This window comes from Streptococcus mitis (genome assembly GCF_000960025.1).
GTDB classification, from domain to species: Bacteria; Bacillota; Bacilli; order Lactobacillales; family Streptococcaceae; genus Streptococcus; species Streptococcus mitis_DH.
On record NZ_JYGQ01000004.1, the window covers coordinates 272,797 to 298,532 of the forward strand.

Here is a 25,736-nt window from a genome sequence, read left to right on the forward strand (position 1 = left end):
AGATATGAAAAATATTTTTCTGAATTCCACTCTTTTTATCTCTAAAAAACCTCGCTTTCGCGAGGCTCTTCTATTTATAAGATAAGGCACGTTTAAAGGTTTTCCAAGGACCTAAATCATCTGTTTGCAGAACGAGGCTAGCATACATACGTCCGATAAAGACTGTTGCCGTTACTGCAAAAGCAATCGTAATAGCAAGCGAAATCCAAGCTTCTAACCCATTTGCATAACCATTAATAGCTCTAAACGGCATGAAGAAAGTCGAAATAAAGGGAATATATGAACCAATCTTCAAGATGAGATTGTCACCAGCTGCACCTAGAGCTGTCACTCCAAAAAAACCACCTATAATCAAAATCATCAAAGGCGACAAGGCTTTTCCTGAATCCTCAGGACGAGAAACCATAGAACCTAGGAAGGCTGCTAAAACAACGTACATAAAGAGGCTAACCAAGACAAACAATAAGGTGTTGAGCGAGAAAGCCTCTCCTATATGGTTTAAAATACCAGATTGTGCCAAGATTGGTAGGTCTTTAAAGAGAAGAATGGCAGCAAGTCCACCCACGACGTAAATGCCAATATGGGTCAAAATAACAAGAAGCAGAGCCAGCATGCGAGCGTAGAAATAATGACTAGCTCGGATACTAGAGAAGACCACCTCCATAATTTTGGTTCCTTTCTCGCTAGCCACTTCCTGAGCAGTGACACTAGCATAGGTAATCAAAATCATATAAAGGAAGAAACCAAGCCCTGCGGCCGCAAAGGTTTGAATCATTTTTTTATTTTCCTTGGATTCATCAATTTTCTCCGTAAAGTTAACTGTTTGTTCCAAGCGTTTTTCCTGTTCTTGGGACAAATTAGCCGCCGAGCGATTGAGTTGGTATTGCAGTTCGTTGAGCTTATTGGTTACTGCTAGCTTGATGCCTGTTTCAAGAGAAGTTTCACCATGATAGACGGCCTTGAGGACGCTGTCCTCTTGGTCAATGGTTAGGTAACCCTTGATTTTCTCATCTTTGATAGCAGCTTGGGCACTGGCTTCATCCTGATAATCAAAGTTGATACCATTGGTACCCTTGAGCCCATCTTCCACAGATGGCACAGTTGTTACTACTGCTATCTTACTATTCTTGGCCATAGAAGACCCTTGGAGATAGCCAATTCCTACAGATAAGGCTAAAAAGAGGAACGGCGAAATCACCATAAAGAAGAAACTCCACGATTTGACATGTCGAAGATAGGTTTCTTTCATTACAACCCACATATTTCTCATACTTCCACCCCTGATTCTAGTTTAAAGATTTCATCGATTGTTGGCGCTTGCTGGTCAAAGGTTGCGATATATTGCCCTTGAGTCAAGATTGGGAAGAGTTCCCTTCCAGCGCTCTCATCCTCCAAGATCAATTTCCAACTGCCTTGCTTGGTCAAACTCACCTGTTTGACATGAGGAAGATTTTCCAATTCTTCCTTGCTTCGTTCACTTGAAACAAAGAGACGCGTTTTCCCGTATTGATTGCGGACATCCTGAACCGGCCCATGCAAGACCACACGGCCATCTCGAATCATCAGAATATCGTCACAAAGTTCCTCAACATTGGTCATGACATGGTCAGAAAAGATAATGGTTGCCCCACGTTCTTTTTCTTGAAAAATGACTTGTTTGAGCAATTCTGTATTGACTGGGTCCAATCCACTGAAAGGCTCATCCAAGATAATCAAGTCTGGCTCATGAATCAGAGTAATGATGAGCTGAATCTTCTGCTGATTTCCTTTTGACAGACTCTTAATTTTATCTGTCAGCTTTCCTTTCACTTCCAACCTCTTCATCCATTGAGGGAGTTTTTCCTTGATTTCCTTGGCATCCATGCCTTTTAGAGTCGCCAAATAGCGAACTTGTTCAAGGACTGTCAATTTAGGCATGAGACTGCGTTCTTCAGGTAGATAGCCAATCCGAGCGTAGGTCTCTTGACGAATATCCTGACCATCCAGACTGATTTCTCCTTGATATTCTAAAAACTTCAAAATACTGTGGAAAATCGTTGTCTTCCCAGCACCATTTTTTCCAACTAGTCCCAAAATACGACCTGGTCGTGCTTGAAAGTCAATACCAAACAAAACTTGCTTGGGTCCAAAACTTTTCTCTAGACTTCTTACTTCTAGCATCTTTCACCTCCGAAATGTCTTGCACTCATTATACTCCTTTTTGATAGCCTTTACAATGATTTTTGTCCATTTTTATCATCCTCATTTTAGTAAAAAATCTTGGGGTACTTTGAGTTATGAGTACATTATACAGTGCTAAACTCCAATTTATCTTCTCTGTTCCTCAACTGTCTATTTTTGATCCTGAATTGTTATTTGAAAAGCAAAAATCCACCCCGAAGGATGGATTGATAAGTTAACGCACTTCTGCATTGACTTTTTCTTCAAGAGACGCTTGGATTTTTTCCATGTAGCGTGCGACTTCTTCGTCCGTTAAGCTATCTTCTGGATTTTGGAAAGTCAAGCTATAAGCCATTGACTTCATACCAAGTCCCAATTTTTCGCCTGAGAAGACGTCAAAGAGTTTGATATCTGTCAAACGTTTTACGCCTGCAGCTTGGATAGCGTCCACAACCTCTTGGTGAGTCACTTCTGCCTTGAGAAGGAGGGCAACGTCACGGCTAACTGCTGGGAATTTCGTGATTTCCACAAATGGAGCAGCTGGTTGAAGGGCAGCTTCGATGGCTGAAAGGTTGAGCTCAGCTACATACGTTTCTGGAATATCGTAAGCCTTAGCAGTGACTGGATGCACTTGCCCAAGAAAACCAAGAACTTGGTCACCGAGTGAAATGACTGCTGTACGACCTGGGTGGAGGCTTGCAATTTCAGCTGTAGCTGTATAGGTCACTTCTAGTCCCAAGCGAGAAAAGAGGGCTTCCAGGATTCCTTTAGCATAGAAGAAATCAACTGGAACTGCTGCTGTTTGGAAATCTTTTTCAGCAACCAATCCTGTCAAGGCAAAGGCAAAGCTGTTGATCTCATTTGGAAGTTCTTCTTTTGGATTTCCTGTTTGTTCAAAGACTTTTCCAATCTCATAAAGGGCCAAGTTTTTATTCTTACGAGCTACGTTATAAGCCACCGTATCAAGGATACCTGAGATCATATTTTGACGGAGGACAGAACGGTCCACTGTCATTGGCCACATGAGTTCAGTAAGATTAGTTGGTTGAGCCGTAAACTCAACTGCTTTTTCAGGAGTTGTTAGAGCATAGGTGATGATTTCTGTCAAACCTGCTCCTTCAGCAATAGTACGAACTTGGCGACGCAATTTTTGTGTGGCTGTCAATTCACCAGCTGTACCATCGTCTTTTGGAAGGCTGGTTGGCAAGCGGTCATAACCATAGATACGAGCGATTTCTTCAAAGAGGTCTGCTTCGATAGTGATATCCCAGCGACGACGTGGAACGCTGACTGTAAAGCTGTCTGCATTTCCAGAAAGGCCAAAGCCAAGACGACGGAAGACGTCTTCTACATCAGCGTATGAAAGCTCTGTTCCAAGAACACGATTAACATCGGCAAGAGTTGAAGAAACTTCTACATCGGAAGTTTCAAGCTCACCCGCTGAAACGATACCCTTACGCACAGTTGCACCTGCAAGTTCGGCAATCATACTAGCTGCCGCATCAAGGGCTTCGTTAACAGTTGCCACATTAATTCCTTTTTCAAAGCGAGAAGAAGATTCTGAACGAAGATTGAGGCGACCGCTGGTCTTACGGATAGATTTCCCATTGAAAACAGCAGCTTCAAGGACAACACGACTAGACTTTTCAGAGATTTCTGTTGCTTGACCACCCATGACACCTGCAAGAGCTACTGGCTTGTCTGCGACAGTGATAACTAAGTCATTTGTTTCCAAATCACGTTCTTCACCATCTAAAGTCACCAATTTTTCACCAGCACGCGCTTCACGCACACGGATGTCAGTCCCTTCAAAGGTATCCAAGTCAAAAGCATGCATTGGTTGACCAAAGTAGAGCAGGATGTAGTTTGTCACGTCCACCACGTTGTTAATAGGACGGATACCTTCATTCATAAGAAGGTTTTGCAACCATTGTGGACTTGGTGCGATAGTCACATTGTCCAAGATACGAGCTGCATAGTAAGGCGTCTTGTCTGTCTCAATGCCCACAGAAAGAGCATCTGCTGCAACTTGGTCAGTTTCTGAAAGAGTAAATTCTTTAAAGTTGACTGCCTTATCATAGATAGCTGCTACTTCGTGAGCCACCCCACGCATAGAAAGGGCATCCGCACGGTTGGGTGTGATAGAAAGTTCGATGATTTCATCATCCAAGTCTAGATATGAGAAGACTTCCTCACCTGGAACGGCATTTTCTGGCAAGATTTGGATGCCATCTGCGAATTCCTTAGGTACAACTGAGTCAGAAATTCCCAATTCACCAAGTGAACAGATCATCCCAAGTGACTCAAGACCACGGATTTTCCCTTTTTTGATTTTGTAATTGTCAGCGATGCGAGCTCCTGGAAGAGCCGCCATAACCTTGATGCCAGCACGCACATTTGGGGCACCACAAACGATTTGACGGGCTTCTTCTTCGCCAACGTTAACCCGACAAACATGGAGGTGAGTTTCTGGCACATCTTCGCAAGACAAGATCTCACCGACGACAATTTTTGAGAGACCAGCAGCCGGTGATTCGACACCTTCTACCTCGATCCCTGTAGTTGACATTTTTTCAGCCAACTCTTGTGATGGCACATCAATGTCCGCCAATTCTTTTAACCATTTATAAGATACAAGCATAATTTAGTTCTCCAGAATGACAGTTGCCACTCTGGTTCTTTTCCTTTCCTATCATTTCAATAGAAGAATCATCTTCTTACCTTAATTTCTTTCTCAGTAACCAATCCGTATCTACTTTTTGACCAACCATAAAATGATGTTGGCTAAATTTTTCAAAACCATATCGATTATAAAACGCTTGAGCTTTTGTATTATGCTCCCAAACACCTAGCCAAGCCCAAGAAAAACTATTTTTTGTAGCAAGTTCAAGAGCAAATTCAAACAGTTGCTTACCTAGTCCAAATCCTTGGAATTTTTGTAGCACATAGAGACGTTGAATTTCAAAAGCATCCTCTAATTCTCTCTCAGTCTGAGCACTTCCCCAGTTGACTTTGAGAAAACCAGCTATCTCCTCTTCATGCATAATGAAGTAGGTTTCGGATTCTGGATTTTCCAACTCAGTTGACAAAACTCTCAAACTATAAGCCTCTTCAAAGTATTCCTGTAACTGCTCTTCCGTATTATCATGAGCAAATGTTTCACGAAAGGTTTGTTTGGCAATTTTGGACAACACCTCAACATCTGCCATTTCTACTTTTCTAATCATTATTTAAACTGTTCTGAGAAGCGGACATCTCCTTGGTAGAATCCACGGATATCGTTGATTCCGTAACGGAGCATGGCTACACGCTCTTGTCCAAGACCAAAGGCAAAGCCAGAGTAAACAGTCGCATCGATGCCACTCATTTCAAGGACACGTGGGTGAACCATACCGGCACCCATAATTTCGATCCAACCAGTTTTCTTACATACGTTACAGCCTTCTCCACCACACTTGAAGCAAGAAACATCCACCTCAACAGATGGCTCTGTGAATGGGAAGTAAGATGGACGCAGACGGATCTGACGCTCTTCACCGAACATTTTTTGCACAATCAACTGAAGGGTTCCTTGAAGGTCTGCCATAGAGATATTTTTCCCAACAACCAAGCCTTCAATTTGGTGGAACTGGTGACTGTGGGTCGCATCGTCTGTGTCACGACGGAAGACACGCCCTGGTGAGATCATCTTCAAAGGACCTTTAGAGAAATCATGGGCATCCATGGCACGCGCTTGAACTGGAGACGTGTGAGTACGGAGTAAGATTTCTTCAGTGATATAGAAAGTATCCTGCATATCACGAGCCGGGTGGTCTTTTGGAAGGTTCATACGTTCAAAGTTATAGTAGTCTTGCTCCACTTCAAAACCATCCACGACTTGGTAACCCATACCGATGAAGATATCTTCGATTTCTTCACTAGTTTGTGTCAAAACGTGACGGTGACCAGTCGCAACTGGACGACCTGGAAGCGTCACATCGATACTCTCGCTAGCCAGTTGAGCCGCGACTTTCTTTTCTTCCAAGAGCTTAGCTGTTTCTTCAAAAGCAGCTGTCAAGACATCACGAGCTTCGTTGACGTGTTTCCCGATAATTGGACGCATCTTAGCAGAGACATCTTTCATCCCTTTGAGAATTTCAGTAAGCGAACCCTTTTTACCAAGGACAGAAACACGCAAATCTTGCATCTCTTTTTCATTTTCAGCAGTAATCTGCTTTAAGCTAGCCAGCGTTTCTTCGCGAAGCGCTTTTAATTGTTCTTCAATAGTTGACATAATTCCTCCATCAGTCTCTCGTAGATAAAAAGAAAACCACATGCCAAAAACTCCACTCGGAGCGTTGACACGCGGTACCATCCGTTTTCATCTGACAAGTCAGACCTTCATTTCTAAATCCATGCGCAAGTGAATTCACCCAGCTTTCATATAGAGAGCTTGCAGTCACGGCTCTCCTCCCTGTCATACTTCCCTTGAGTTACTAGTCTTGCAGATTTCTATTCAATTACTACATAGTTTATCAGATTTTTAGTTAAAAAACAAGTTAGATTAGACTAATTTCAGTATAAAAAGGAACAAGACACAATGCACTACCTATTTGTAGGGCCTGTTTCATCTGCTTTCCTTTTCAACAAGAGAGTTGCTGCTTGATTAAAACCATCACACCAGTTATACCATTTTGCTTCATACTCATCTTGAGCTAAGGTATGATTTTTTAAATCCAGAACAGAGTAGATTTTTCTTTCTTCGCAGGCTTGCGCATAGAGATGATATAGTTCATCACCACCATCTCTATCCCACTCAGCAGAAATCGTATCCCGACCTGCCAATAAAGCCTGATAAGCCCTGTGATGCCCATCTGTAATCAACAAGCAATTTCCAAAGGCAAGAATACTGATTGGATCGACTTGGATTGTTTCTGCCGACTGGTAAAGCATCTGAATATCTTGCAACTTCTTTTCTGATAAGTATAGTTGAGTCGGATGAAGATCTGCTATATTGACTTTCATTTCTTTCTCCTCAAAGGAATTTGATACTCACTTCTGCTTGCCTTTAAATCGCAATTGGAAGCGGAGCTTATCATAAAAGGGAAACTCGATAAACAGGACTCCCAATCCGACACAGAGACTGGCAAGTACATCTGATGGGTAATGAACTCCCAGATAGACTCTTGATACCAGCACACTGACTAGGTAGAGAACAAGGACGATTTGCACGATTTTTCTCCAGACCGGATCTTTAATCCGCTGACTAAGAATAACAATCAGAGAACCGACCATCAAGGTTACAGCCAGAGAATGGCCGCTTGGAAAGGAAAATCCCTTCTCCTCAACCAAGTGTAAAATAGCTGGTCGTGGGCGCTGGTAGATATTTTTAAAGGTCACGATTAAAAGACCTGCCAAAGCCAGATTTCCCAGCATGAAGAAACTTTCTATCTTCCATCTTTTACGATAAAAGACAAAGGCTGCGATGGCAACCCAGGTGATAATCACTGGGATATCAATCAGGCGTGTAATGGCTCGGAAGAGAGTAGTCAAATAATCTGGCAAGTCTCCTCGAACGGCTGTCTGTATCGGTTGGTCAAAACCGACCAGCGTTTCAGGGTAAAATTTGACCATGTAGCCAAGAATAACGAAAAGTAAAAGGGCAAAACTGCCCTTCATTAAAAATGTTTGTTTATCTTTCATAGTGTTTTAAGGTTGGTTTCAAAAGGACGTACAACAACCAGAATGAAACGGAAAAGATTACACCCTCAATCAAGTTAAAAGGTAATACCATGGTCATTAGGTAGTTGGAAAGTCCCAAAATTTTTCCAATATCAAAGTTAGCAAACTTAGCGTACAAAGGAACAGCATAAACATAGTTGAGAACCAACATAGCCACGGTTAAACCAATAGTTCCAGCTAGAGAGCCTAGTAGGAAACGAAGGGTTGTCCGTTCCTTTTTCCAAATCAAAGCAAATACGATGACAAAAACTCCTAAAGCTACGATATTCATTGGCAAGCCAATGTAAGTATTCACTCCCTGGCTGTTAAGAAGCAATTTCAATAGTGAGCGAAGCAAGAGAATTCCTAGAGCAGCAGGCAAATCCATGACCACCAGACCCACAAGGACTGGCAAGATACTAAATTCGATCTTGAGGAAAGATGCCGCTGGCAAAAGCGGAAAGTCAAAGTACATCAGCACAAATGAGATGGCTGATAAAATCGCAATGGTCGAAAGTCGACGTGTGTTTGTCATAACAGGTTCCTCCAATTTTCTATAAAATCAGAAGAAGTTAGAAAGGATTCCTCTATCTATTCTCACTTTTTATATTCCAAAAGTTCCCTCTCACCCTATTAAGGAAATTCAAGCAAGCGGTTACAGTTTAGCTATAAATCTATCAGAACAGACAAAGCTATTCTTTCGTCTTCTCCCATCCAGACTATACTGTCGGTTGTGGAATCTCACCACATCAGCTTGCGCTCGCGGACTTATTTAACTAAGATGTTTTAGATTTATCTAGGCGTCGCAGTCGAAGATAATACTTAAAGTATATCGAGACAAGGCAACGACGAGAAAGCTAAAATAGATAGTCAAATTTACCGCCGGTCGGGAATTTCACCCTGCCCTGAAGACTCTTTTATCATAACAAAAAACGCTTGCAAGCGCAAGCATTTTGTTCATTTTCATTTTCATTTTTTATTTCAATTTATCCACTTCATAGGTATGAACGAGCTCAAGACCTGCAAAGTTCTGCTGGCGAAGAGCCTCATAGACAATCATGCAGACGGTATTAGACACATTGAGACTGCGGACATGTTCATCATTCATGGGAATACGGAGAGCTTTCTCAGGATGTTCGCGCATAAAGTCCTCCGGCAAGCCCTTGTCTTCACGTCCAAAGAGAAAATAATGGTCGTCGTCAGTCGATAAATCCACATCAGAATACACTTTCTCAGCAAATTTTGAGATCAGATAGAGTTTGCCCTTCATCTGAGACATGAAATCCTCCAAACTCTCGTAAAAATAAATCTCTAGCTTATCCCAATAATCCAATCCAGCTCGCTTCATCTTGCGGTCGTCAATAGGAAAGCCCATTGGCTTGATGATGTGGAGGGGAGAATTGGTCGCAGCGCAAGTACGCGCGATATTGCCTGTATTTTGTGGAATTTGAGGTTCAAATAATACAATGTGATTTGTCATGACTTGCTTCCTTTTACCATTGCAAAAAAATAGCCACACTGCCCGGAGTCAAGCTCAGCAAACAGCGTGGTTAAGGCATCGTTAACTTACCTCACAACAGGTTTGAAGTAAATCAGCGAAACTACTTTCTTAGTATAACACTTTCAGAATCATTGTCAATAGAAACGACTTGATTTTTTCAATTTTTTCAAGCTATTTCCAAGGGTTGTAAAATCGTCCCTGATTCTGCAAGATAAGTAGTAAACTAGCTACTAAAAACAAGGTTGCCAAGAGCAAGGTAATATAATCTCCTTTTTTCAAGGCCTGATAACTATACCAAGTGCGTTTTTTCTCTTTCCCAAAGCGTCGAAGCTCCATGGCGGTCGCGATGGTATCAATGCGTTCTAGCGAGCTAAAAATCAAGGGAGTGATAATGCGCAAATTGCCTTTGATTCGTTGCATTAGAGAAGCTTTCTTGGATAATTCCATCCCACGCGCTTCCTGAGACATCTTGATTGTAAAGAATTCTTCCTGCAAATCTGGAATATAGCGCAAGGTCAGACTGACAGAATAGGCAATCTTATAGGGCACACCAATTTGATTTAAACTGGAAGCAAACTGACTAGGGTGGGTTGTCATCAAAAAGATAATAGCCAGAGGAATAGTGCAAAGGTACTTAATAGCCAAATTTAGCAGATAAAAGAGCTCTTGACTGGTCAGAGTGTAGGCACCGATTCCCTGCCAAATCACACTTCTCTCTCCATAAAGTCTAACCCCATACTCGGGAGAAAAGAGATAGACCATCAAAACGTTTAAAACGGCAAATACCGTCGCAAAAACGGCTACAAAGGAAACATCTTTAAAACGGATTTCTGACAAATAGAGGAGAAATACCGAAAAGATGGCAATCAGAACAAGCAGTCTGGTATCATAGCTAATCATTGCAGCCAATGATACGAGAATGAAAAAGAGGAGTTTACCAGCGCCTGACAAGCGATGAATCACAGTATCTCTATGCTGGTAACCAATTAATTTTGCTTGCATCCTTCTCTCCTTTCTTTGTAAAATGCCGTTAAAGCAAGTGGATCCACGTCGAGTTTCTTAGCCAAGTTGAAGATAGAAGTTTCTTTTAGATTGGCTTTTACTAACAGCTCAGGACTGCTCAAAAGACTAGCTGGATCAGTATCGGCAATCAATTCCCCATCCACCATGACAAGAGCCCTATCCGAATAATCCAGCATCAATTGCATATCATGGGTAATCATGACAATGGTATGACCTTTTTGATGCAGTTCTTCAAGAAATTCCATAATTTCAGTATAGTTCTTCTGGTCTTGACCTGCAGTCGGTTCATCTAAGAGGATAATTTCAGCCCCTAAGACCAAAATCGATGCAATAGTCACACGTTTTTTCTGACCAAATGACAGGGCAGAAATGGGCCAATTACGGAATTCATAGAGACCACAGATTTTCAAGGTTTCATAGACTCTCGTTTCAATTTCCTGCTCTTCCACACCTCGCAAACGAAGTCCCAGAGCCACCTCATCAAAAATCATATTTGTTGAAATCATTTGATTAGGATTTTGCAGCACATAGCCTACTCGTTCCGCCCGCTCTGCAACAGAATCTCCTTTGATATCCTGTCCTTCCCAAAGATAGCGGCCTTCCGTCTGAATAAAGCTACTTAATGCCTTGGCAAGGGTTGATTTCCCTGCTCCATTTTTCCCGACAATGGCAATCTTTTCACCCTTTTTAATATCTAAATGAATGGATTTTAAAATCGGTCTATCATCATAAGAAAACGACACGTCCTCTAGTCTAAAGAGTGACTGCAATTCTGGGGTTTCTTTTACCAGTTCCGTCCGCAACTGAATCTGGCCTTTTGAGATAGACAAGTTATCTAGATTTGCTAACTGTTCTTCATTGACTAAATCCACACCCAATTGACGGAGAGTGGTTAGATAAAGGGGTTCTCGAATTCCATTTTGGGTCAATAAATCAGTCGCCAGTAGCTGGTCAGGGCTCCCATTAAAGAGGATACGACCATCGTTTATCAAGACAATCCGATCCACAGGACGATGCAGAACGTCCTCCAAACGGTGCTCGATAATAAGTGTCGTCGTTCCCTCTTCCTTATGAATCTGGTCAATCAATTCGATAATATCCTGACCTGACTTAGGATCCAGATTGGCGAGTGGCTCATCAAACAAGAGAATCGGACTTTCATCAATCAAGACACCAGCCAGACTGACCCGCTGCTTTTGTCCACCTGACAAATCCTGAGGTCGCTGAGTTAGTAAAGGAAGAAGGTCCAGCTTTTCAGCCCATTTATGAACACGGCTTTTCATCTCTTCTAGACTTGTCACATCATTTTCCAGAGCAAAAGCCAAATCCTCTGCCACAGATAAACCGATAAACTGCCCATCTGTATCCTGCAAAACCGTGCTAACCAGATGAGACTTATCATAGATACTCATATCAAAGGCCGCTTGCCCCTTGATCAAAAATTCTCCAGACGTCTGACCCTTGTAAATATTTGGAATAATTCCATTCAAACATTGACCCAAGGTAGACTTGCCTGATCCAGATGGGCCAACAATTAAGACTTTTTCTCCCTTATAAATAGTCAAGTCCACTCCTTGCAAGGTCGGTTCTTGTTGCGTTTCATACTGGAAAGAGAAATCCTTCCACTCAATTATAGCTTCTTTCATCTTACTCTCTTCATTCGCTTCTTAGACTTCTATTTTATCATAAATCTACCCCTTCTTGCAGTCTCTTCTCTTAAAATCTTAGCGCCAACAAGATTCCTAGCCTAAATTGCTTACCCGACTAGCCTATAAACAGCAAAAAGACTGGTTGCCCAGCCTTTTCCTTTATGTTAATCCTTTTTCAAACTTCCTGAACGAGTCTGTGTACGTGAATAAGCTAGCAGGAGAAGGGTACCTGCGATAGCTACAGTTACAGCATTACCAATACCTGCAACAATCCCTTGGGCAAATACTTTTTCTGCCGCTTCATGATAAATCGCAACATCTCCAAGTGGTGCCAAAACACCCCAAACAAGAGCATTTGCAACAATCTGAATGAGGTTAAAGAAAACAATATCCTTCAACTCAAAAACACCCTGTGTTACTCGAATGTATTTTCTAAAGAGTCCTACAGATAGACCAAAGAGACCGCTAGCGATAATCCAAGTCCACCAAAGACCTCCTGAAACAGCATCTTTCACTGCATGTCCAATTAATCCTACAAATAGACCAACTACGGGCCCAAAAATGATTGACAAGAGGCTCTGCAATGCATACTGAAGCTGAATGTTTGTATTTGGAACGGGTGTCGGGATACTGATCATCCCGATGACAACAAAGAGCGCAGCTCCAACACCGATAGCAACAACTTGTTTAATTGATTGATTTTTCATCTATATTCTCCTATTTTATGCTTCTATTTTCTTTATTTCAATGGTCCAAGATGAACCGACACCCACATTATAGGCCTTGGCAAAGGAACCTTGGTTGATAGCCAAACCTAAACGATAGAGAGAGTTGATGTAAAGGATGGGTTGCCCAATTCTCACATCTGCAAATGATTTGCCATAAACAACCTGATTTTGATAGACCAGCATATCTGCATGATAGATAGTCACCTCAAAACGGTCACCGAATGCTGGTCCCAGCTTGTAAAACTCTTCTCGTGTGATAGAGGTCCAAAGCGAGCCGAAACGCACATCCAGAATATCAATAGCTCCCTTCACCAAATGGTCTTCAATGATGGTCTCTACGACTGGAAGCTCCACAATCTGATCCACACTGAGCTCTGGTCCCACTTCCTCAAAAGAAATGTGACCACTGGCCAGTTTAGCACCAGTATAGGCATAGACATCACGACCGTGGAAGGTATAAGAATGCTCTGTATTTTGACGTCTATTGGCCACTTCAGAAATCTCACGAATAGCTACAATGCCAACGTGTTTCTTGATAAAAGAAAGCGTCCCATTATCTGGCGTGACAATGTATTGATTTTTTGCAGTCTTGGCAACCACACTCTTACGTTTCGAGCCGACACCTGGATCGACCACCGATACAAATGTCGTTCCCTCAGGCCAGTAATCCACCGTCTGAAAGAGACGATAACTCCCCTCAAAAATATTATAAGGCGTAATATCGTGCGTCAAGTGATGAATTTTTAAGGTTGGAGATTCTTCTAAAGCCACTCCAATCATAGCCGATACCGCACCATCTACCAGACCAAAGTCTGATTGTAATACCAGTAAATTATTATTCATTTTATCTCCTTATACACCCTTTATCATACCATATTTCAGAGAAAGTCGCTAATAGCTATTTCAATTGCTTAGGGTATAGTTTTACCTTATAGCAAATTTCCTACTAAAAACTCTGGTGATTAGCTAGTAGGTGCATTTTTTCTTGAAAAAAGGTATGATAGTTACATAATGAAGAAGTAGGTTTTATTATGAAAATTATCCTTGTCGGAGGGGGAAAAGTTGGTTCTGCCCTCTGTCGCTCCTTGGTTGCAGAAAAGCATGATGTTTTACTGATTGAGCAAGACGAAGCTGTTCTCAATCATATTGTTAATCGCTTTGATATCATGGGCATCCTTGGTAACGGGGCCGATTTTACCATCCTTGAGCAAGCCAGTGTCCAGGATTGTGATATCTTTATCGCTCTGACTGAATACGATGAAGTGAACATGATTGCAGCCGTTCTAGCCAAAAAAATGGGAGCTAAAGAGACCATTGTTCGGGTGCGAAACCCTGAATATTCTAACTCTTATTTCAAGGAAAAGAATATTCTCGGTTTTTCTCTTATCGTTAATCCTGAGCTCTTGGCTGCCCGCGCTATTGCCAATATCATTGACTTCCCCAACGCCCTCTCTGTCGAACGTTTCTTTGGAGGACGGGTCAGCTTGATGGAATTCACTGTTAAGTCTTCTAGCGGTCTTTGCCAAATGCCCATTTCTGATTTTCGGAAAAAATTTGGCAATGTCATTGTCTGTGCGATAGAGAGGGATCATCAAATTATCATTCCAAGCGGTGACATGACCATACAGGATAAAGATAGAATCTTTGTCACTGGTAACCGTGTTGATATGATGCTCTTCCATAATTATTTTAAATCTCGTGCCGTGAAGAGCCTTCTTATTGTTGGAGCTGGTAGAATCGCCTATTATCTACTAGGTATCCTAAAAGACAGTCGTATTGATACCAAGGTTATTGAAATCAATCCTGAAATCGCTAGCTTCTTTAGCGAGAAATTCCCAAACCTCTACATCGTTCAAGGAGATGGTACCGCAAAAGATATCCTGCTGGAAGAAAGTGCTCAAAACTATGATGCCGTTGCGACTCTAACAGGGGTCGATGAGGAAAATCTGATTACCTCTATGTTCCTTGACAGGGTAGGTGTACAAAAAAATATCACCAAGGTCAATCGTACCAGTCTCCTCGAAATTATCAATGCGCCTGATTTTTCAAGTATCATCACACCTAAAAGCATCGCTGTAGATACGATTATGCACTTTATTCGTGGTCGGGTTAATGCCCAGTATTCAGACCTTCAGGCCATGCACCATCTAGCCAATGGCCAAATCGAAACCCTGCAATTCCATATCAAGGAAGCTAATAAAATGACTGCCAAACCTCTTTCTCAACTAAAACTGAAAAAAGGGGTTCTTATAGCAGCCATCATTCGAAAGGGCAAGACTATTTTCCCTACTGGGGAGGATATGTTGGAAGTTGGAGACAAGCTCCTAGTAACAACTTTGTTGCCAAACATCACCAAGATTTATGACTTGATTGCGAGGTAAGAAATGAATAAAAGTATGATTCGTTACCTCCTTTCAAAATTACTTTTGATTGAAGCTGTTCTCCTCTTGGTTCCTGTAGCTATCGCTCTCTATTACCGTGAATCGAGCCAAGTCTTTACGGCCCTCTTTTCAACAATAGGGATTCTCGTATTACTAGGCGGTTCAGGAATTTTACAAAAGCCAAAAAATCAACGGATTTATGCCAAGGAGGGAATCTTGATTGTAGCCCTCTGTTGGATCCTTTGGTCCTTCTTTGGCGGTCTCCCCTTTGTTTTTGCTAAGCAAATTCCCAGCGTTATCGATGCCTTTTTTGAAATCAGTTCTGGCTTTACAACTACTGGAGCAACTATTCTGAACGACGTTTCGGTTCTCAGTCGTTCCCTCCTCTTCTGGCGCAGTTTTACCCACTTGATTGGAGGGATGGGAGTGCTTGTTTTTGCACTTGCTATTATGGATAATGCCAAGAATAGCCACCTAGAGGTGATGAAGGCTGAGGTTCCTGGCCCTGTTTTTGGCAAGGTTGTATCCAAACTCAAAAATACTGCCCAGATTCTCTATCTCCTTTATCTAGCTCTCTTTTCCCTCTTTGTCATCATCTATTATCTGGCTGGTATGCCCCTATTTGATAGTTTTGTCATTGCCATGGGAACAGCAGGTACCGGAGGATTTACCGTCTATAACGACGGGATTGCTCACTATGGTAGCTCACTGATTACCTATCTGGTTAGTATCGGAGTTTTGGTTTTTGGGGTAAATTTCAATCTCTACTACTACCTTATGCTCCGTCGCGTCAAGGCCTTCTTTGGAGATGAAGAACTTCGAGCTTACTTGGTCATTGTACTGCTTTCTACAGGCTTGATTAGCCTTAATACCCTCTATCTCTACCCAGGATTTTCCAAGAGTTTTGAAATGGCCTTCTTCCAGGTTTCCAATATCATTACAACGACTGGTTTTGGTTACGGAGATATTACCAACTGGCCCCTCTTCTCCCAGTTTATCCTTCTCTTCCTCATGGGAATCGGTGGTTCTGCTGGTTCAACCGCAGGTGGACTCAAGGTTATCCGAGGCCTAATCCTTTCAAAAATTGCTAAAAATCAGATTTTGTCAATCCTATCTCCCCACCGTGTTTTGACCCTCCATGTTAATAAAACGGTGATTGACAAAGATACCCAGCATAAGATTCTCAAGTACTTTGTCATCTATTCTATGATTTTGCTATCCCTTATCTTTATTGTCAGCCTAGATAGCAATGATTTTCTGGTTGTAACCAGTGCTGTCTTTAGCTGTTTCAATAATATCGGACCTATTCTAGGAACCACTTCTAGCTTCTCAATCTTTAGTCCTATCTCAAAAATTCTCCTCTCCTTTGCAATGATTGCAGGGCGCTTGGAGATTTACCCAATCCTACTTCTCTTTATGAAGAGAACTTGGTCTAAGAGATAAAATACAACCACACCTTGTTTCCTTACAAAGTGTGGTGTTTTTATTTTCATACTCTTCGAAAATAAAATTCAAACCACGTCAGCTTCCTAGTTTGCTCTTTGATTTTCATTGAGTATCAAATACCTCCCGCAACTCAACAAGTATCTTTGAATCCCGGTCAGACATTTCAATACCTGACTTAAGGAATTTAAGAGCCCAAAAACAACCCTCAGTCGACTGACCGAGGGTTCCTTATTTCATTATTCAAGAACTTGATTAGTTCAACGCATCCAAGGCATCATCCATTGAAAGAACTTCGTGGAAGACACGTTGTGTCAATTCAGTTTTTTGTTCTGGAGTGAGGTATTTAGTGTTTACACAGTATCCAGAGATACGTACGATAACGTCTTCACCTGACATGATCTTTTCGTAAACATCGTTCAAGTCCATAACGTTCAAGTTAACGTGTTGTCCACCGTTTTCAAAGTAACCATCAAGGATTGTTACCAAGTTATCAACTTGTTCGTCACGAGTCTTACCAAGAGCGCGAGGTGATACTTGTGTAGTCAATGAGATACCATCAGCTGCATAACTAAAGTCAAGGCTAGAAAGTGAGTTCAAGTTTTGCAACCATCCACCTTTAGCTTTGTTAGATGGGTTAGCACCTGGTGAGAAGAATTCAAGTTTAGACAAGTTGACAGAACCATCTTCGTTGAGGTATACACCTTTGTGGACTGGTGAGTTACCAGTTTGTTTAGAGTAAGCAACGTTAGATGTGATTGTCAAAAGTGATACTGTAGCTTCAGCGTCTTTGTAAAGTTTGTGGCTACGTAGACGAGTTGTGTAAGCTTCGATCAACCATTCTGCCAATTCGTTTGAACGTGGGTCATCTTCACCCCAACGTGGGTATTCACCGATTGTTTCGTAATCGTAGATGTAGCCATTTTCGTCACGGATTGGTTTAACTGTAGCGTATTTGATAGCTGACAATGTATCAACAGTGTTGGCAAATCCACAGATACCAAATCCCATGTTCGCACGTTGTTTAGTTGGCAAGAAGGCCATTTGAACAGCTTCATAGTTGTACTTATCAGTCATGTAGTGGATGATGTTCAAAGCATCTACGTAAGTGTCAGTCAACCAGTCAAGAGATTTTTCAAAGTTAGCTTTAACTGATTCAAATTCAAGAACTTCGTCACGGATTGGTTCGATGTCAAATACTTTGTAGTCTTTGTGAACATCGTCGTAACCACCGTTCAAACCAGTAAGAAGGGCTTTCAATACGTTTACACGCGCACCGAAGTACTGGATGTTGTGGCGTTGTTCTTCATTTTCTGGGTCAAGTGGAGACACACAGCATGAGATACAGCTCATTTCACCATATCCGTCTTTAGCCATTGTTGTTACACCTTCGTATTGGATAGAAGAGTGTTTGTGGCTCATGTGCATACAGTAGCGACGGAAGTTGTATGGCAATTTGTCAGTCCAAAGAACTGTCAAGTTTGGTTCTGGAGAGTTACCGATGTTGTCAAGAGTGTTCAAGAAACGGTAGTCCATCTTAGTAACACGGTGACGACCGTCGTTACCCATACCAGCCATAGAAGTTGTGATGAAGGTTGGGTCACCTGAGTACAATTGGTCGTAAGCTTTTGTACGAGCAAATTTAACTGTACGAAGTTTCATAACGAAATCATCAACGAATTCTTGGATTTCTGATTCAGTAAATGTACCACGAGCAAGGTCACGTTCTGCAAAGATGTCCAATACGATTGGTACACGTCCAAGAGATGTTGCAGCACCGTTGATAACACGGCAGACAGACATGAAGGCGATGTTAACCCATTGGATAGCTTCTTTAACGTTCATCGCTGGTTTGCGAACGTCAACTCCGTAAAGGTCACCCAAGCGAACAACTTGTTGCAATGCTTGGTATTGAAGATTGATTTCTTCACGAAGACGGATTGTTTCTTCATCGATTTCTTCGATTGCATTCCAGTCGTTTACTTTTTCTTGCATCAAGTAGTCTGCACCGTAAAGAGCAAGACGTGCGTAAACACCGATGATACGTCCGCGTGAGTATGCATCTGGAAGACCAGTTACAGTGTGAGCGTGACGAGCGCGACGAATGTTTGAAGTGTAAGCACGGAAGATACCGTCGTTAACTGTTGTTACGTATTTAGTAAAGATTTCGTGAACAGCTGGATCTGGTTCGTATCCATTTTCTTTCAAAGTAGTTTCAGCCATACGGATACCACCTTTTGGCATGAAGTTCAATTTGAAGAGTTCATCGTTTTGGATACCGAAGATAACTTCGTTTTCTTTATCGATAAATCCTGCTGGGATATCAGCGATAGATGTTGGACGAGTGTCCATTGGGAAACGAGTTTCTTCGTAGTGTGCTTTAGTTTCTTCTACAATTTTTTTGATGTGAAGTGAACGTTCTGTTGGTCCTGCAAGGAAGCTTTCGTCTCCATCGTAAGGTGTGTAGTTAGCTTGTACGAAGCGTGATACACTTGCTTTTTCTTTCCAATCTACGCCTTTGAAGCCTTCCCAAGCTTTGTCAAAAATATCTTGTGCTTCAACAACTGTCTTAACAACCATGTTAATGTCCTCTTTTTTCTTTCTAGTAACAGCCATCTGTTACATTCATGAGACAAGTATACCATACAGTAATCGTTTTCAACAAGTGGAAAATCCCTATTTCCACACTTTCTTTTCTAAAACAGTCTATATTTTATCCCAAACTGTATTATATTTTTGAAAAAAATAAAGCCTTTTTTCTTTTTTTCAGAAAAAAGGGTATAATAAAAGAAAATAAGCGGTAAAAAGGGGACTAGGCATGTTGATTTTTCCTTTATTAAATGATTTGTCAAGAAAAATCATCCATATTGACATGGATGCCTTTTTTGCTGCGGTAGAAATCAGAGATAATCCTAAACTTAGAGGAAAACCTGTCATTATCGGAAGCGACCCTCGGCAAACAGGTGGGCGGGGAGTCGTTTCCACTTGTAGCTATGAGGCGCGAGCTTTTGGTGTCCATTCTGCTATGAGTTCTAAAGAAGCCTATGAACGTTGTCCCCAGGCCGTCTTTATCTCAGGAAATTATGAAAAATATAAAGCTGTAGGACTCCAAATTCGAGCTATTTTTAAGCGCTATACAGATTTGATTGAACCTATGAGTATTGACGAAGCCTATTTGGATGTGACAGAAAATAAACTCGGCATCAAGTCAGCTGTCAAAATCGCTCGTCTCATTCAAGAGGATATCTGGCAAGAACTTCATCTAACTGCTTCTGCCGGTGTTTCTTACAACAAATTCTTAGCTAAAATGGCGAGTGATTATCAAAAACCACATGGTTTAACAGTGATTTTACCTGAACAAGCTGAAGATTTTCTCAAACAAATGGATATTTCCAAGTTTCATGGAGTAGGAAAAAAGACGGTAGAACGTCTGAATCAAATGGGTGTTTTTACTGGCGCAGACCTACTTGAAGTTCCTGAAGTGACTCTGATAGACCGCTTTGGCAGACTGGGCTATGACCTGTATCGAAAGGCTCGTGGCATTCACAACTCTCCAGTCAAATCCAATCGCATCCGTAAGTCAATCGGCAAGGAGAAAACCTATGGAAAGATTCTCCGTGCCGAGGAAGACATCAAAAAAGAACTGACTCTCCTATCAGAAAGAGTCGCTCTCAATCTCAATCAGCAAGACAAAGCTGGAAAAATTGTCATTTTGAAAATCCGCTACGAGGACTTTTCAACTCTTACTAAACGAAAAAGTCTGACTCAAAAAACACAGGATGCTAGTCAGATAAGCCAAATAGCCCTGCAACTCTATGAAGAATTAAGCGAGAAAGAAAGAGGTGTCCGCCTGTTGGGGATTACCGTGACTGGATTTTAAAACCTTGAAGAGCTAACTCTTCAAGGTTTTTCTTATACAAATAAACGGACAAAGCTATAAAGTAGCAAGATACTACCAAGCACGATACGGTATTTACCGAAAAGGGTGAAGTCGTGTTTTTTCACATAGCTGGTCAAGAAACGAATAGCGACCATGCTGACTGCGAAAGCTACTCCCATGGCAACCAAGAGCAAGAACAATTGCCCGAAGTCCAAGAGCTGTCCTGCTTTTATAAATTTGAAAATCTTTAATGCGCTAGCTCCAAACATAACTGGAATTCCAAGATAGAAGGTAAATTCTGTCACAACAGAACGACTAGTTCCATTCAACAAACCACCGACAATCGTTGCTCCTGAACGGCTAGTCCCTGGTAAAAGAGCAAGAACTTGGAAGAGTCCGATATAGAAGGCTGTCGTATAAGGAAGCTTGTCCAACTCTGTTACACTTGGTTCAATAGCACGAGCTTTATTTCTCTTTTCCAAATAGATAAAGGCAATCCCATAAATAATCAACATGAGAGCAACTGAAACCATATTATGGAAGTGAGTATCAAACCAATCATCAAACTTAAATACTGCAAGCAAAGGTAAAGTGGCAACCAAGACCTTCAACCACAGTCTCCAAGTCTTACGAACTTCCTGCTTGTCCTTAGTCGGTTTGAAAGGATTGAGCTTGTTAAAGTAAATGACCATAACCGCTAAAATCGCACCAAGCTGAATCACAACATTAAACATGGACATAAAAGATTCATTCTGATTTTGGTATTGGATAAACTCCTCTGCTAAAATCAAGTGACCTGTACTGGAAATCGGCAACCATTCCGTAATTCCTTCAACAATACCGAAGAAGATAGATTTTAAAATTTCAATAAGATACATAGATTACTCCTTTTCTATCTCCCATTATAGCATATTTTAGCTCTCTTTAAAAGGCACCGATACTGCCGCCACCTCCGCCTCCAGAGAAGCCACCGCCAGAACTTCCACTTCCAGAAGATACGGAATAGGTACTTGCTGTGTTTGCGATGCTGGCATAATGGCTCATTTGCGCGCTTGAATGATAAAACATACCGTGCCAGCCATAATCTACATAGAGATTGATATCTGGATTTCCCACTTTAATCTGATGAACCTTCATCAAATGGCTGACCTTGTCCGCATAGCCAAATAAGGTCGCATAGACCAAAAGGCGATTCCAGACCACAATACTTTCCAATTCAGCCTGATCCAATCGTGCAATCTCACGCAACATATTTTCAAAACTGGTCCAGAGATAGTATACTTCTGCTCCTGCTTCATTTAGGACACCATCACGATTATCTAATCGAAGCTTCCAATAATAGAAAACAGCCAACGCCAAACCTAGAAAACCAAGTATTGGCAAGGGGATGTAAAGATAGCCATAAACATCCAAACTGTACAAGAACAAACCAAATCCGATAAATAGGGGCAAGATAGTCAAGACCCCCATACCCACTTGCAAGGCCTTTTCCCCACCAGTTAAAGGACGATAATAATCTGGGAGCCCCCAGAAGGAAATTCGTTTTCTCACTCCTTCTTGCATCTGGTTCAATACTTCTTCAAAAGAAGATTTGAGCTGACGCCCCTTTGCTTGAATCCGTTTTTCATCAGAAGCTTTGGCTCTACGATAAAGACTATCAGATACCTTGTAATCCGCAAACAAATTGGAAAGAGTTTCTTCTTTTTTGCCTGAAAAAGCCAGATTTAGACAGTCTTTCTCAAAGCTTGACAAACCATCTTCTTTTACTAGCCTCAAACCAACTGCATCTCCTTCTGAAATGATAGAGACATTTCCACGGTCTATCACATCTAGCAAGGTAGCTTGAATAAGTTGATCAAAGGTAAATTTACCTGCTCCTTTTGTTAGAGGACTCACTTCCTCCAAGGAGGTCGAGTAGACTGCTTCTGATAAAACCATAGGCTCTAATTCCATTGGTGGTTCATAGATACGATGATTTTTGGCATATTTGACCGAAGGAGTGGTCTTTCTTCTATAAATAAAATAGAAACAGACACTTAATAACAAGGAGATAGAAAGTATCAAAGGGAAGACCCAGGTAACGAGTTGTTTACTTTGCTCTTTTTCTTTAAAAATCGAGTCTTCTATCTTATTAAATTCTTCTAAACGATTTCCTTTCAATCCCTGATCCCTAGCGCTAGCAAAATTAGTTCGAGGCCAGTAGGCATGCAATTCAACTCCACGCTTAGGCGGGAGATTGTCTAAACGGATAGTATAATCAAGGTTACTCTTTTCAATCGTTCCCTCTCTAAAAAGTTTCCCTGTATGGAAAAAGAGTTTTTCAGCCCCCTTGTCTCCCCTTACATGAAATTCAAACTTTCCAATAGTTCCTGAACTATCTGTCAGAGGTTGCCAATTTAATTCAGCGATGTCATCATATAGAAAAAGCAAATTTTTTAAATTCCATGTGAGGTCAACTTCAACTATGTCACCCTCCTGACCTGAATTGTAGACTTTCACAGTATAACCATTCGCCTCTTCTGTCACTTCGCTAGTAACGTCTGTCAGTTCAGCACCGTTTTTCGCAGCCTGAACCTTTGGATGAGGATCAATGTCAAATCCACTAGGCATCTTACCTGCACGTCCAAGTCCCACGATTTGGCCCTTAAAGTCCTCCTCAAACTGATAAACTATCTTTTGTCTAAATTCTGCCGTATTGTCTGCATGAATATACAAATCTCCTTGATAAGAGTTTATCTTGAAATCAATGGCAAAAACAGAGAGTGGAAGAAGGCAAAACAAGCCTAACACCAGTAAGAAAAAAGTTTTTTTCATCAACTAATCCCCCTTTTTATCTTTGCTATCATTATATCATTTTTTCTCAAGTAAGGGCTTACCTATATTGAAAAATAGAGTTTTTTTCGATAAAATAGGAGACAGTTATTTTTTAATAGATTAGAAATAGGAGAAATCATGAGAAAAATATACTTATCTATTTTCACAAGTCTCTTGCTGATGCTGGGACTTGTCAATGTTGCCCAAGCCGATGAATATTTACGCATCGGGATGGAAGCAGCATATGCTCCCTTTAACTGGACTCAGGATGATGATAGCAATGGGGCTGTCAAAATCGATGGGACTAACCAGTATGCTAACGGATACGATGTTCAAATCGCCAAGAAAATCGCTAAGGACTTAGGTAAAGAACCTTTGGTTGTTAAAACAAAGTGGGAAGGTCTAGTTCCTGCCCTTACTTCTGGTAAGATTGACATGATTATCGCAGGTATGAGTCCAACTGCCGAACGCAAACAAGAAATTGCCTTTTCAAGCAGTTACTACACTAGCGAACCAGTTTTGCTTATCAAAAAAGATTCTGCCTACGCAAGTGCTAAATCTTTGGATGACTTTAATGGTGCGAAAATCACTTCTCAACAAGGTGTCTATCTTTATGACTTGATTGCACAAATCCCAGGTGCTAAAAAAGAAACTGCCATGGGAGACTTCGCTCAAATGCGCCAAGCTCTTGAGGCTGGTGTCATTGATGCTTATGTTTCTGAACGCCCAGAAGCACTGACTGCTGAAGCTGCGAACTCTAAGTTCAAGATGGTTCAAGTAGAACCAGGTTTCAAAACGGGGGAAGAAGATACAGCTATCGCCATTGGACTTCGTAAAGATGACAACCGTATTAGCCAAATCAATGCCAGCATTGAAACTATTTCAAAAGATGACCAAGTTGCCTTGATGGATCGTATGATCAAGGAACAACCTGCCGAAGCTACAACAACTGAAGAGACTAGCAGTAGCTTCTTTAGCCAAGTCGCTAAAATTCTTTCTGAAAACTGGCAACAACTTTTGCGTGGTGCTGGTGTCACTCTTTTAATCTCTATCGTCGGAACCATCACAGGTCTCATTATCGGCCTTGCCATTGGTGTTTTCCGTACTGCTCCTCTATCTGAGAATAAAGCCATTTATGGCCTACAAAAACTAGTCGGCTGGATCCTCAATGTCTACATTGAAATTTTCCGTGGTACCCCAATGATCGTTCAATCGATGGTTATCTACTATGGAACGGCCCAAGCTTTCGGTATCAACCTTGACCGTACACTGGCTGCTATCTTCATCGTTTCAATCAACACCGGAGCCTACATGACTGAAATCGTCCGTGGTGGTATCCTAGCAGTTGACAAGGGACAATTTGAAGCCGCTACTGCTCTTGGTATGACCCATAACCAAACCATGCGTAAAATTGTCCTACCTCAGGTTGTCCGTAACATCCTACCAGCAACTGGTAATGAATTTGTCATCAATATCAAAGATACATCTGTATTGAACGTTATCTCTGTTGTCGAACTTTATTTCTCAGGAAATACCGTGGCAACGCAAACCTATCAATACTTCCAGACATTTACAATCATCGCCGTGATTTACTTTGTCCTCACCTTCACCGTAACACGTATCCTACGCTTCATCGAACGCCGCATGGACATGGATACCTATACTACAGGTGCTAACCAAATGCAAACGGAGGATTTGAAATAATGACACAAGCAATCCTTGAAATTAAACACCTCAAAAAATCCTATGGACAAAACGAAGTGCTAAAAGACATTTCACTCACTGTCCACAAGGGAGAGGTAATCTCTATCATCGGAAGCTCTGGAAGCGGAAAATCAACCTTCCTACGCTCCATTAACCTCCTTGAAACGCCAACTGATGGACAAATCCTTTATCATGGACAAAACGTCCTCGAAAAAGGCTATGACCTCACGCAATACCGTGAAAAGTTGGGGATGGTGTTCCAATCCTTTAACCTCTTTGAAAATCTCAACGTTCTTGAAAACACAATTGTCGCTCAGACAACTGTCCTTAAACGCGAACGTACAGAAGCTGAAAATATTGCCAAAGAAAACCTGGAAAAGGTCGGCATGGGAGAACGCTACTGGCAAGCGAAACCAAAACAACTCTCAGGTGGTCAAAAACAACGTGTGGCCATCGCTCGTGCCCTCTCCATGAATCCGGATGCTATTCTCTTTGATGAACCAACATCAGCTCTCGATCCAGAAATGGTTGGAGAAGTCCTCAAAATCATGCAGGACCTGGCTCAAGAAGGCTTGACTATGATTGTCGTAACTCACGAAATGGAATTCGCCCGTGATGTCTCTCATCGTGTTATCTTTATGGATAAGGGTGTGATTGCTGAAGAAGGCAAACCAGAAGACCTCTTCACTAATCCTAAAGAAGACCGTACAAAAGAATTCCTTCAACGCTATCTCAAATAAAAAGAAAAGGCTG

21 protein-coding genes and 1 riboswitch are annotated in these 25,736 nt (G+C 41.6%); of the genes, 5 read left to right on the plus strand and 16 right to left on the minus strand.

The window, feature by feature from the left end; all coding sequences use genetic code 11:
- Window positions 1–70: 70 nt before the first annotated feature.
- The 13 genes from TZ91_RS08150 to TZ91_RS08210 form a co-directional block, all read right to left on the minus strand.
- Entirely contained in the window at window positions 71–1,270 is a 1,200-nt protein-coding gene (locus TZ91_RS08150) for an ABC transporter permease (RefSeq protein WP_033684326.1), read from the minus strand.
- Window positions 1,267–2,160, minus strand: a complete 894-nt coding sequence (locus tag TZ91_RS08155; RefSeq protein WP_020902740.1) for an ABC transporter ATP-binding protein — start codon at window positions 2,158–2,160, stop codon at window positions 1,267–1,269. Before TZ91_RS08155 ends, TZ91_RS08150 begins: the two co-directional genes overlap by 4 nt.
- A 235-nt stretch (window positions 2,161–2,395) precedes the next feature.
- Window positions 2,396–4,801, minus strand: a complete 2,406-nt coding sequence (pheT, locus tag TZ91_RS08160) for a phenylalanine--tRNA ligase subunit beta (RefSeq protein ID WP_033686357.1) — start codon at window positions 4,799–4,801, stop codon at window positions 2,396–2,398.
- A 76-nt stretch (window positions 4,802–4,877) separates the two neighbouring features.
- A complete protein-coding gene (locus TZ91_RS08165; protein ID WP_033686356.1) occupies window positions 4,878–5,387 on the minus strand; it encodes a GNAT family N-acetyltransferase in 510 nt (169 codons plus the stop codon).
- Window positions 5,387–6,433, minus strand: a complete 1,047-nt coding sequence (gene pheS, locus TZ91_RS08170) for a phenylalanine--tRNA ligase subunit alpha (RefSeq protein ID WP_033686367.1) — start codon at window positions 6,431–6,433, stop codon at window positions 5,387–5,389. The genes TZ91_RS08165 and pheS overlap by 1 nt, the downstream gene beginning before the upstream one ends.
- Before the next feature lie 311 nt (window positions 6,434–6,744).
- Window positions 6,745–7,164 (minus strand): chromosome partitioning protein ParB, encoded by a 420-nt coding sequence (locus TZ91_RS08175; RefSeq protein ID WP_033686355.1) that lies wholly within the window; start codon window positions 7,162–7,164, stop codon window positions 6,745–6,747.
- 27 nt (window positions 7,165–7,191) lie between these two features.
- Window positions 7,192–7,842, minus strand: coding sequence for a phosphatase PAP2 family protein (locus TZ91_RS08180; protein ID WP_033686354.1), 651 nt, complete (start codon window positions 7,840–7,842; stop codon window positions 7,192–7,194).
- On the minus strand, window positions 7,832–8,395 hold the full coding sequence (locus TZ91_RS08185) for an ECF transporter S component (RefSeq protein ID WP_000185823.1): 564 nt from the start codon (window positions 8,393–8,395) through the stop codon (window positions 7,832–7,834). Before TZ91_RS08185 ends, TZ91_RS08180 begins: the two co-directional genes overlap by 11 nt.
- Before the next feature lie 163 nt (window positions 8,396–8,558).
- Window positions 8,559–8,777: riboswitch (FMN riboswitch) on the minus strand.
- A gap of 59 nt (window positions 8,778–8,836) precedes the next feature.
- Entirely contained in the window at window positions 8,837–9,340 is a 504-nt protein-coding gene (locus TZ91_RS08190; RefSeq protein ID WP_033686352.1) for a tRNA (cytidine(34)-2'-O)-methyltransferase, read from the minus strand.
- A gap of 192 nt (window positions 9,341–9,532) precedes the next feature.
- Complete coding sequence (locus TZ91_RS08195; RefSeq protein WP_033686347.1) at window positions 9,533–10,363, minus strand: energy-coupling factor transporter transmembrane component T family protein; 831 nt, start codon at window positions 10,361–10,363, stop codon at window positions 9,533–9,535.
- Window positions 10,348–12,030: an ABC transporter ATP-binding protein gene (locus tag TZ91_RS08200; RefSeq protein ID WP_033686344.1), complete on the minus strand. Its 1,683-nt coding sequence runs from the start codon at window positions 12,028–12,030 to the stop codon at window positions 10,348–10,350. The genes TZ91_RS08195 and TZ91_RS08200 overlap by 16 nt, the downstream gene beginning before the upstream one ends.
- Window positions 12,031–12,197: 167 nt before the next feature.
- On the minus strand, window positions 12,198–12,740 hold the full coding sequence (locus tag TZ91_RS08205; protein WP_033686343.1) for an ECF-type riboflavin transporter substrate-binding protein: 543 nt from the start codon (window positions 12,738–12,740) through the stop codon (window positions 12,198–12,200).
- A gap of 15 nt (window positions 12,741–12,755) precedes the next feature.
- Window positions 12,756–13,604 carry an SAM hydrolase/SAM-dependent halogenase family protein gene (locus tag TZ91_RS08210; protein ID WP_033686342.1) on the minus strand — a complete coding sequence of 283 codons (849 nt, stop codon included), beginning with the start codon at window positions 13,602–13,604 and terminating at the stop codon, window positions 12,756–12,758.
- Between the two features lie 188 nt (window positions 13,605–13,792).
- Between TZ91_RS08210 and trkA the strand changes: the two genes are divergently transcribed.
- Both trkA and TZ91_RS08220 read left to right on the plus strand, forming a co-directional pair.
- Window positions 13,793–15,142: a Trk system potassium transporter TrkA gene (trkA, locus tag TZ91_RS08215; RefSeq protein ID WP_000691701.1), complete on the plus strand. Its 1,350-nt coding sequence runs from the start codon at window positions 13,793–13,795 to the stop codon at window positions 15,140–15,142.
- Between the two features lie 3 nt (window positions 15,143–15,145).
- Window positions 15,146–16,585, plus strand: coding sequence for a TrkH family potassium uptake protein (locus TZ91_RS08220; RefSeq protein WP_033686340.1), 1,440 nt, complete (start codon window positions 15,146–15,148; stop codon window positions 16,583–16,585).
- Window positions 16,586–16,840: 255 nt separating this feature from the next.
- Here the strand turns inward: TZ91_RS08220 and pflB are convergent, their stop codons facing one another.
- Entirely contained in the window at window positions 16,841–19,165 is a 2,325-nt protein-coding gene (gene pflB / locus TZ91_RS08225; protein ID WP_033686339.1) for a formate C-acetyltransferase, read from the minus strand.
- 238 nt (window positions 19,166–19,403) lie between these two features.
- On the opposite strand from pflB, the gene dinB reads away from it, so the two are divergent.
- Window positions 19,404–20,465 (plus strand): DNA polymerase IV, encoded by a 1,062-nt coding sequence (gene dinB / locus TZ91_RS08230; protein ID WP_033686335.1) that lies wholly within the window; start codon window positions 19,404–19,406, stop codon window positions 20,463–20,465.
- A gap of 32 nt (window positions 20,466–20,497) precedes the next feature.
- Here the strand turns inward: dinB and TZ91_RS08235 are convergent, their stop codons facing one another.
- Window positions 20,498–21,343, minus strand: a complete 846-nt coding sequence (locus TZ91_RS08235) for an undecaprenyl-diphosphate phosphatase (protein ID WP_033686332.1) — start codon at window positions 21,341–21,343, stop codon at window positions 20,498–20,500.
- 46 nt (window positions 21,344–21,389) lie between these two features.
- Window positions 21,390–23,279, minus strand: coding sequence for a DUF2207 domain-containing protein (locus TZ91_RS08240; protein ID WP_033686331.1), 1,890 nt, complete (start codon window positions 23,277–23,279; stop codon window positions 21,390–21,392).
- Between the two features lie 138 nt (window positions 23,280–23,417).
- On the opposite strand from TZ91_RS08240, the gene TZ91_RS08245 reads away from it, so the two are divergent.
- On the plus strand, window positions 23,418–24,983 hold the full coding sequence (locus TZ91_RS08245) for an ABC transporter substrate-binding protein/permease (RefSeq protein WP_033686329.1): 1,566 nt from the start codon (window positions 23,418–23,420) through the stop codon (window positions 24,981–24,983).
- Window positions 24,983–25,723, plus strand: coding sequence for an amino acid ABC transporter ATP-binding protein (locus tag TZ91_RS08250; RefSeq protein ID WP_033686327.1), 741 nt, complete (start codon window positions 24,983–24,985; stop codon window positions 25,721–25,723). Before TZ91_RS08245 ends, TZ91_RS08250 begins: the two co-directional genes overlap by 1 nt.
- Window positions 25,724–25,736: the final 13 nt, after the last annotated feature.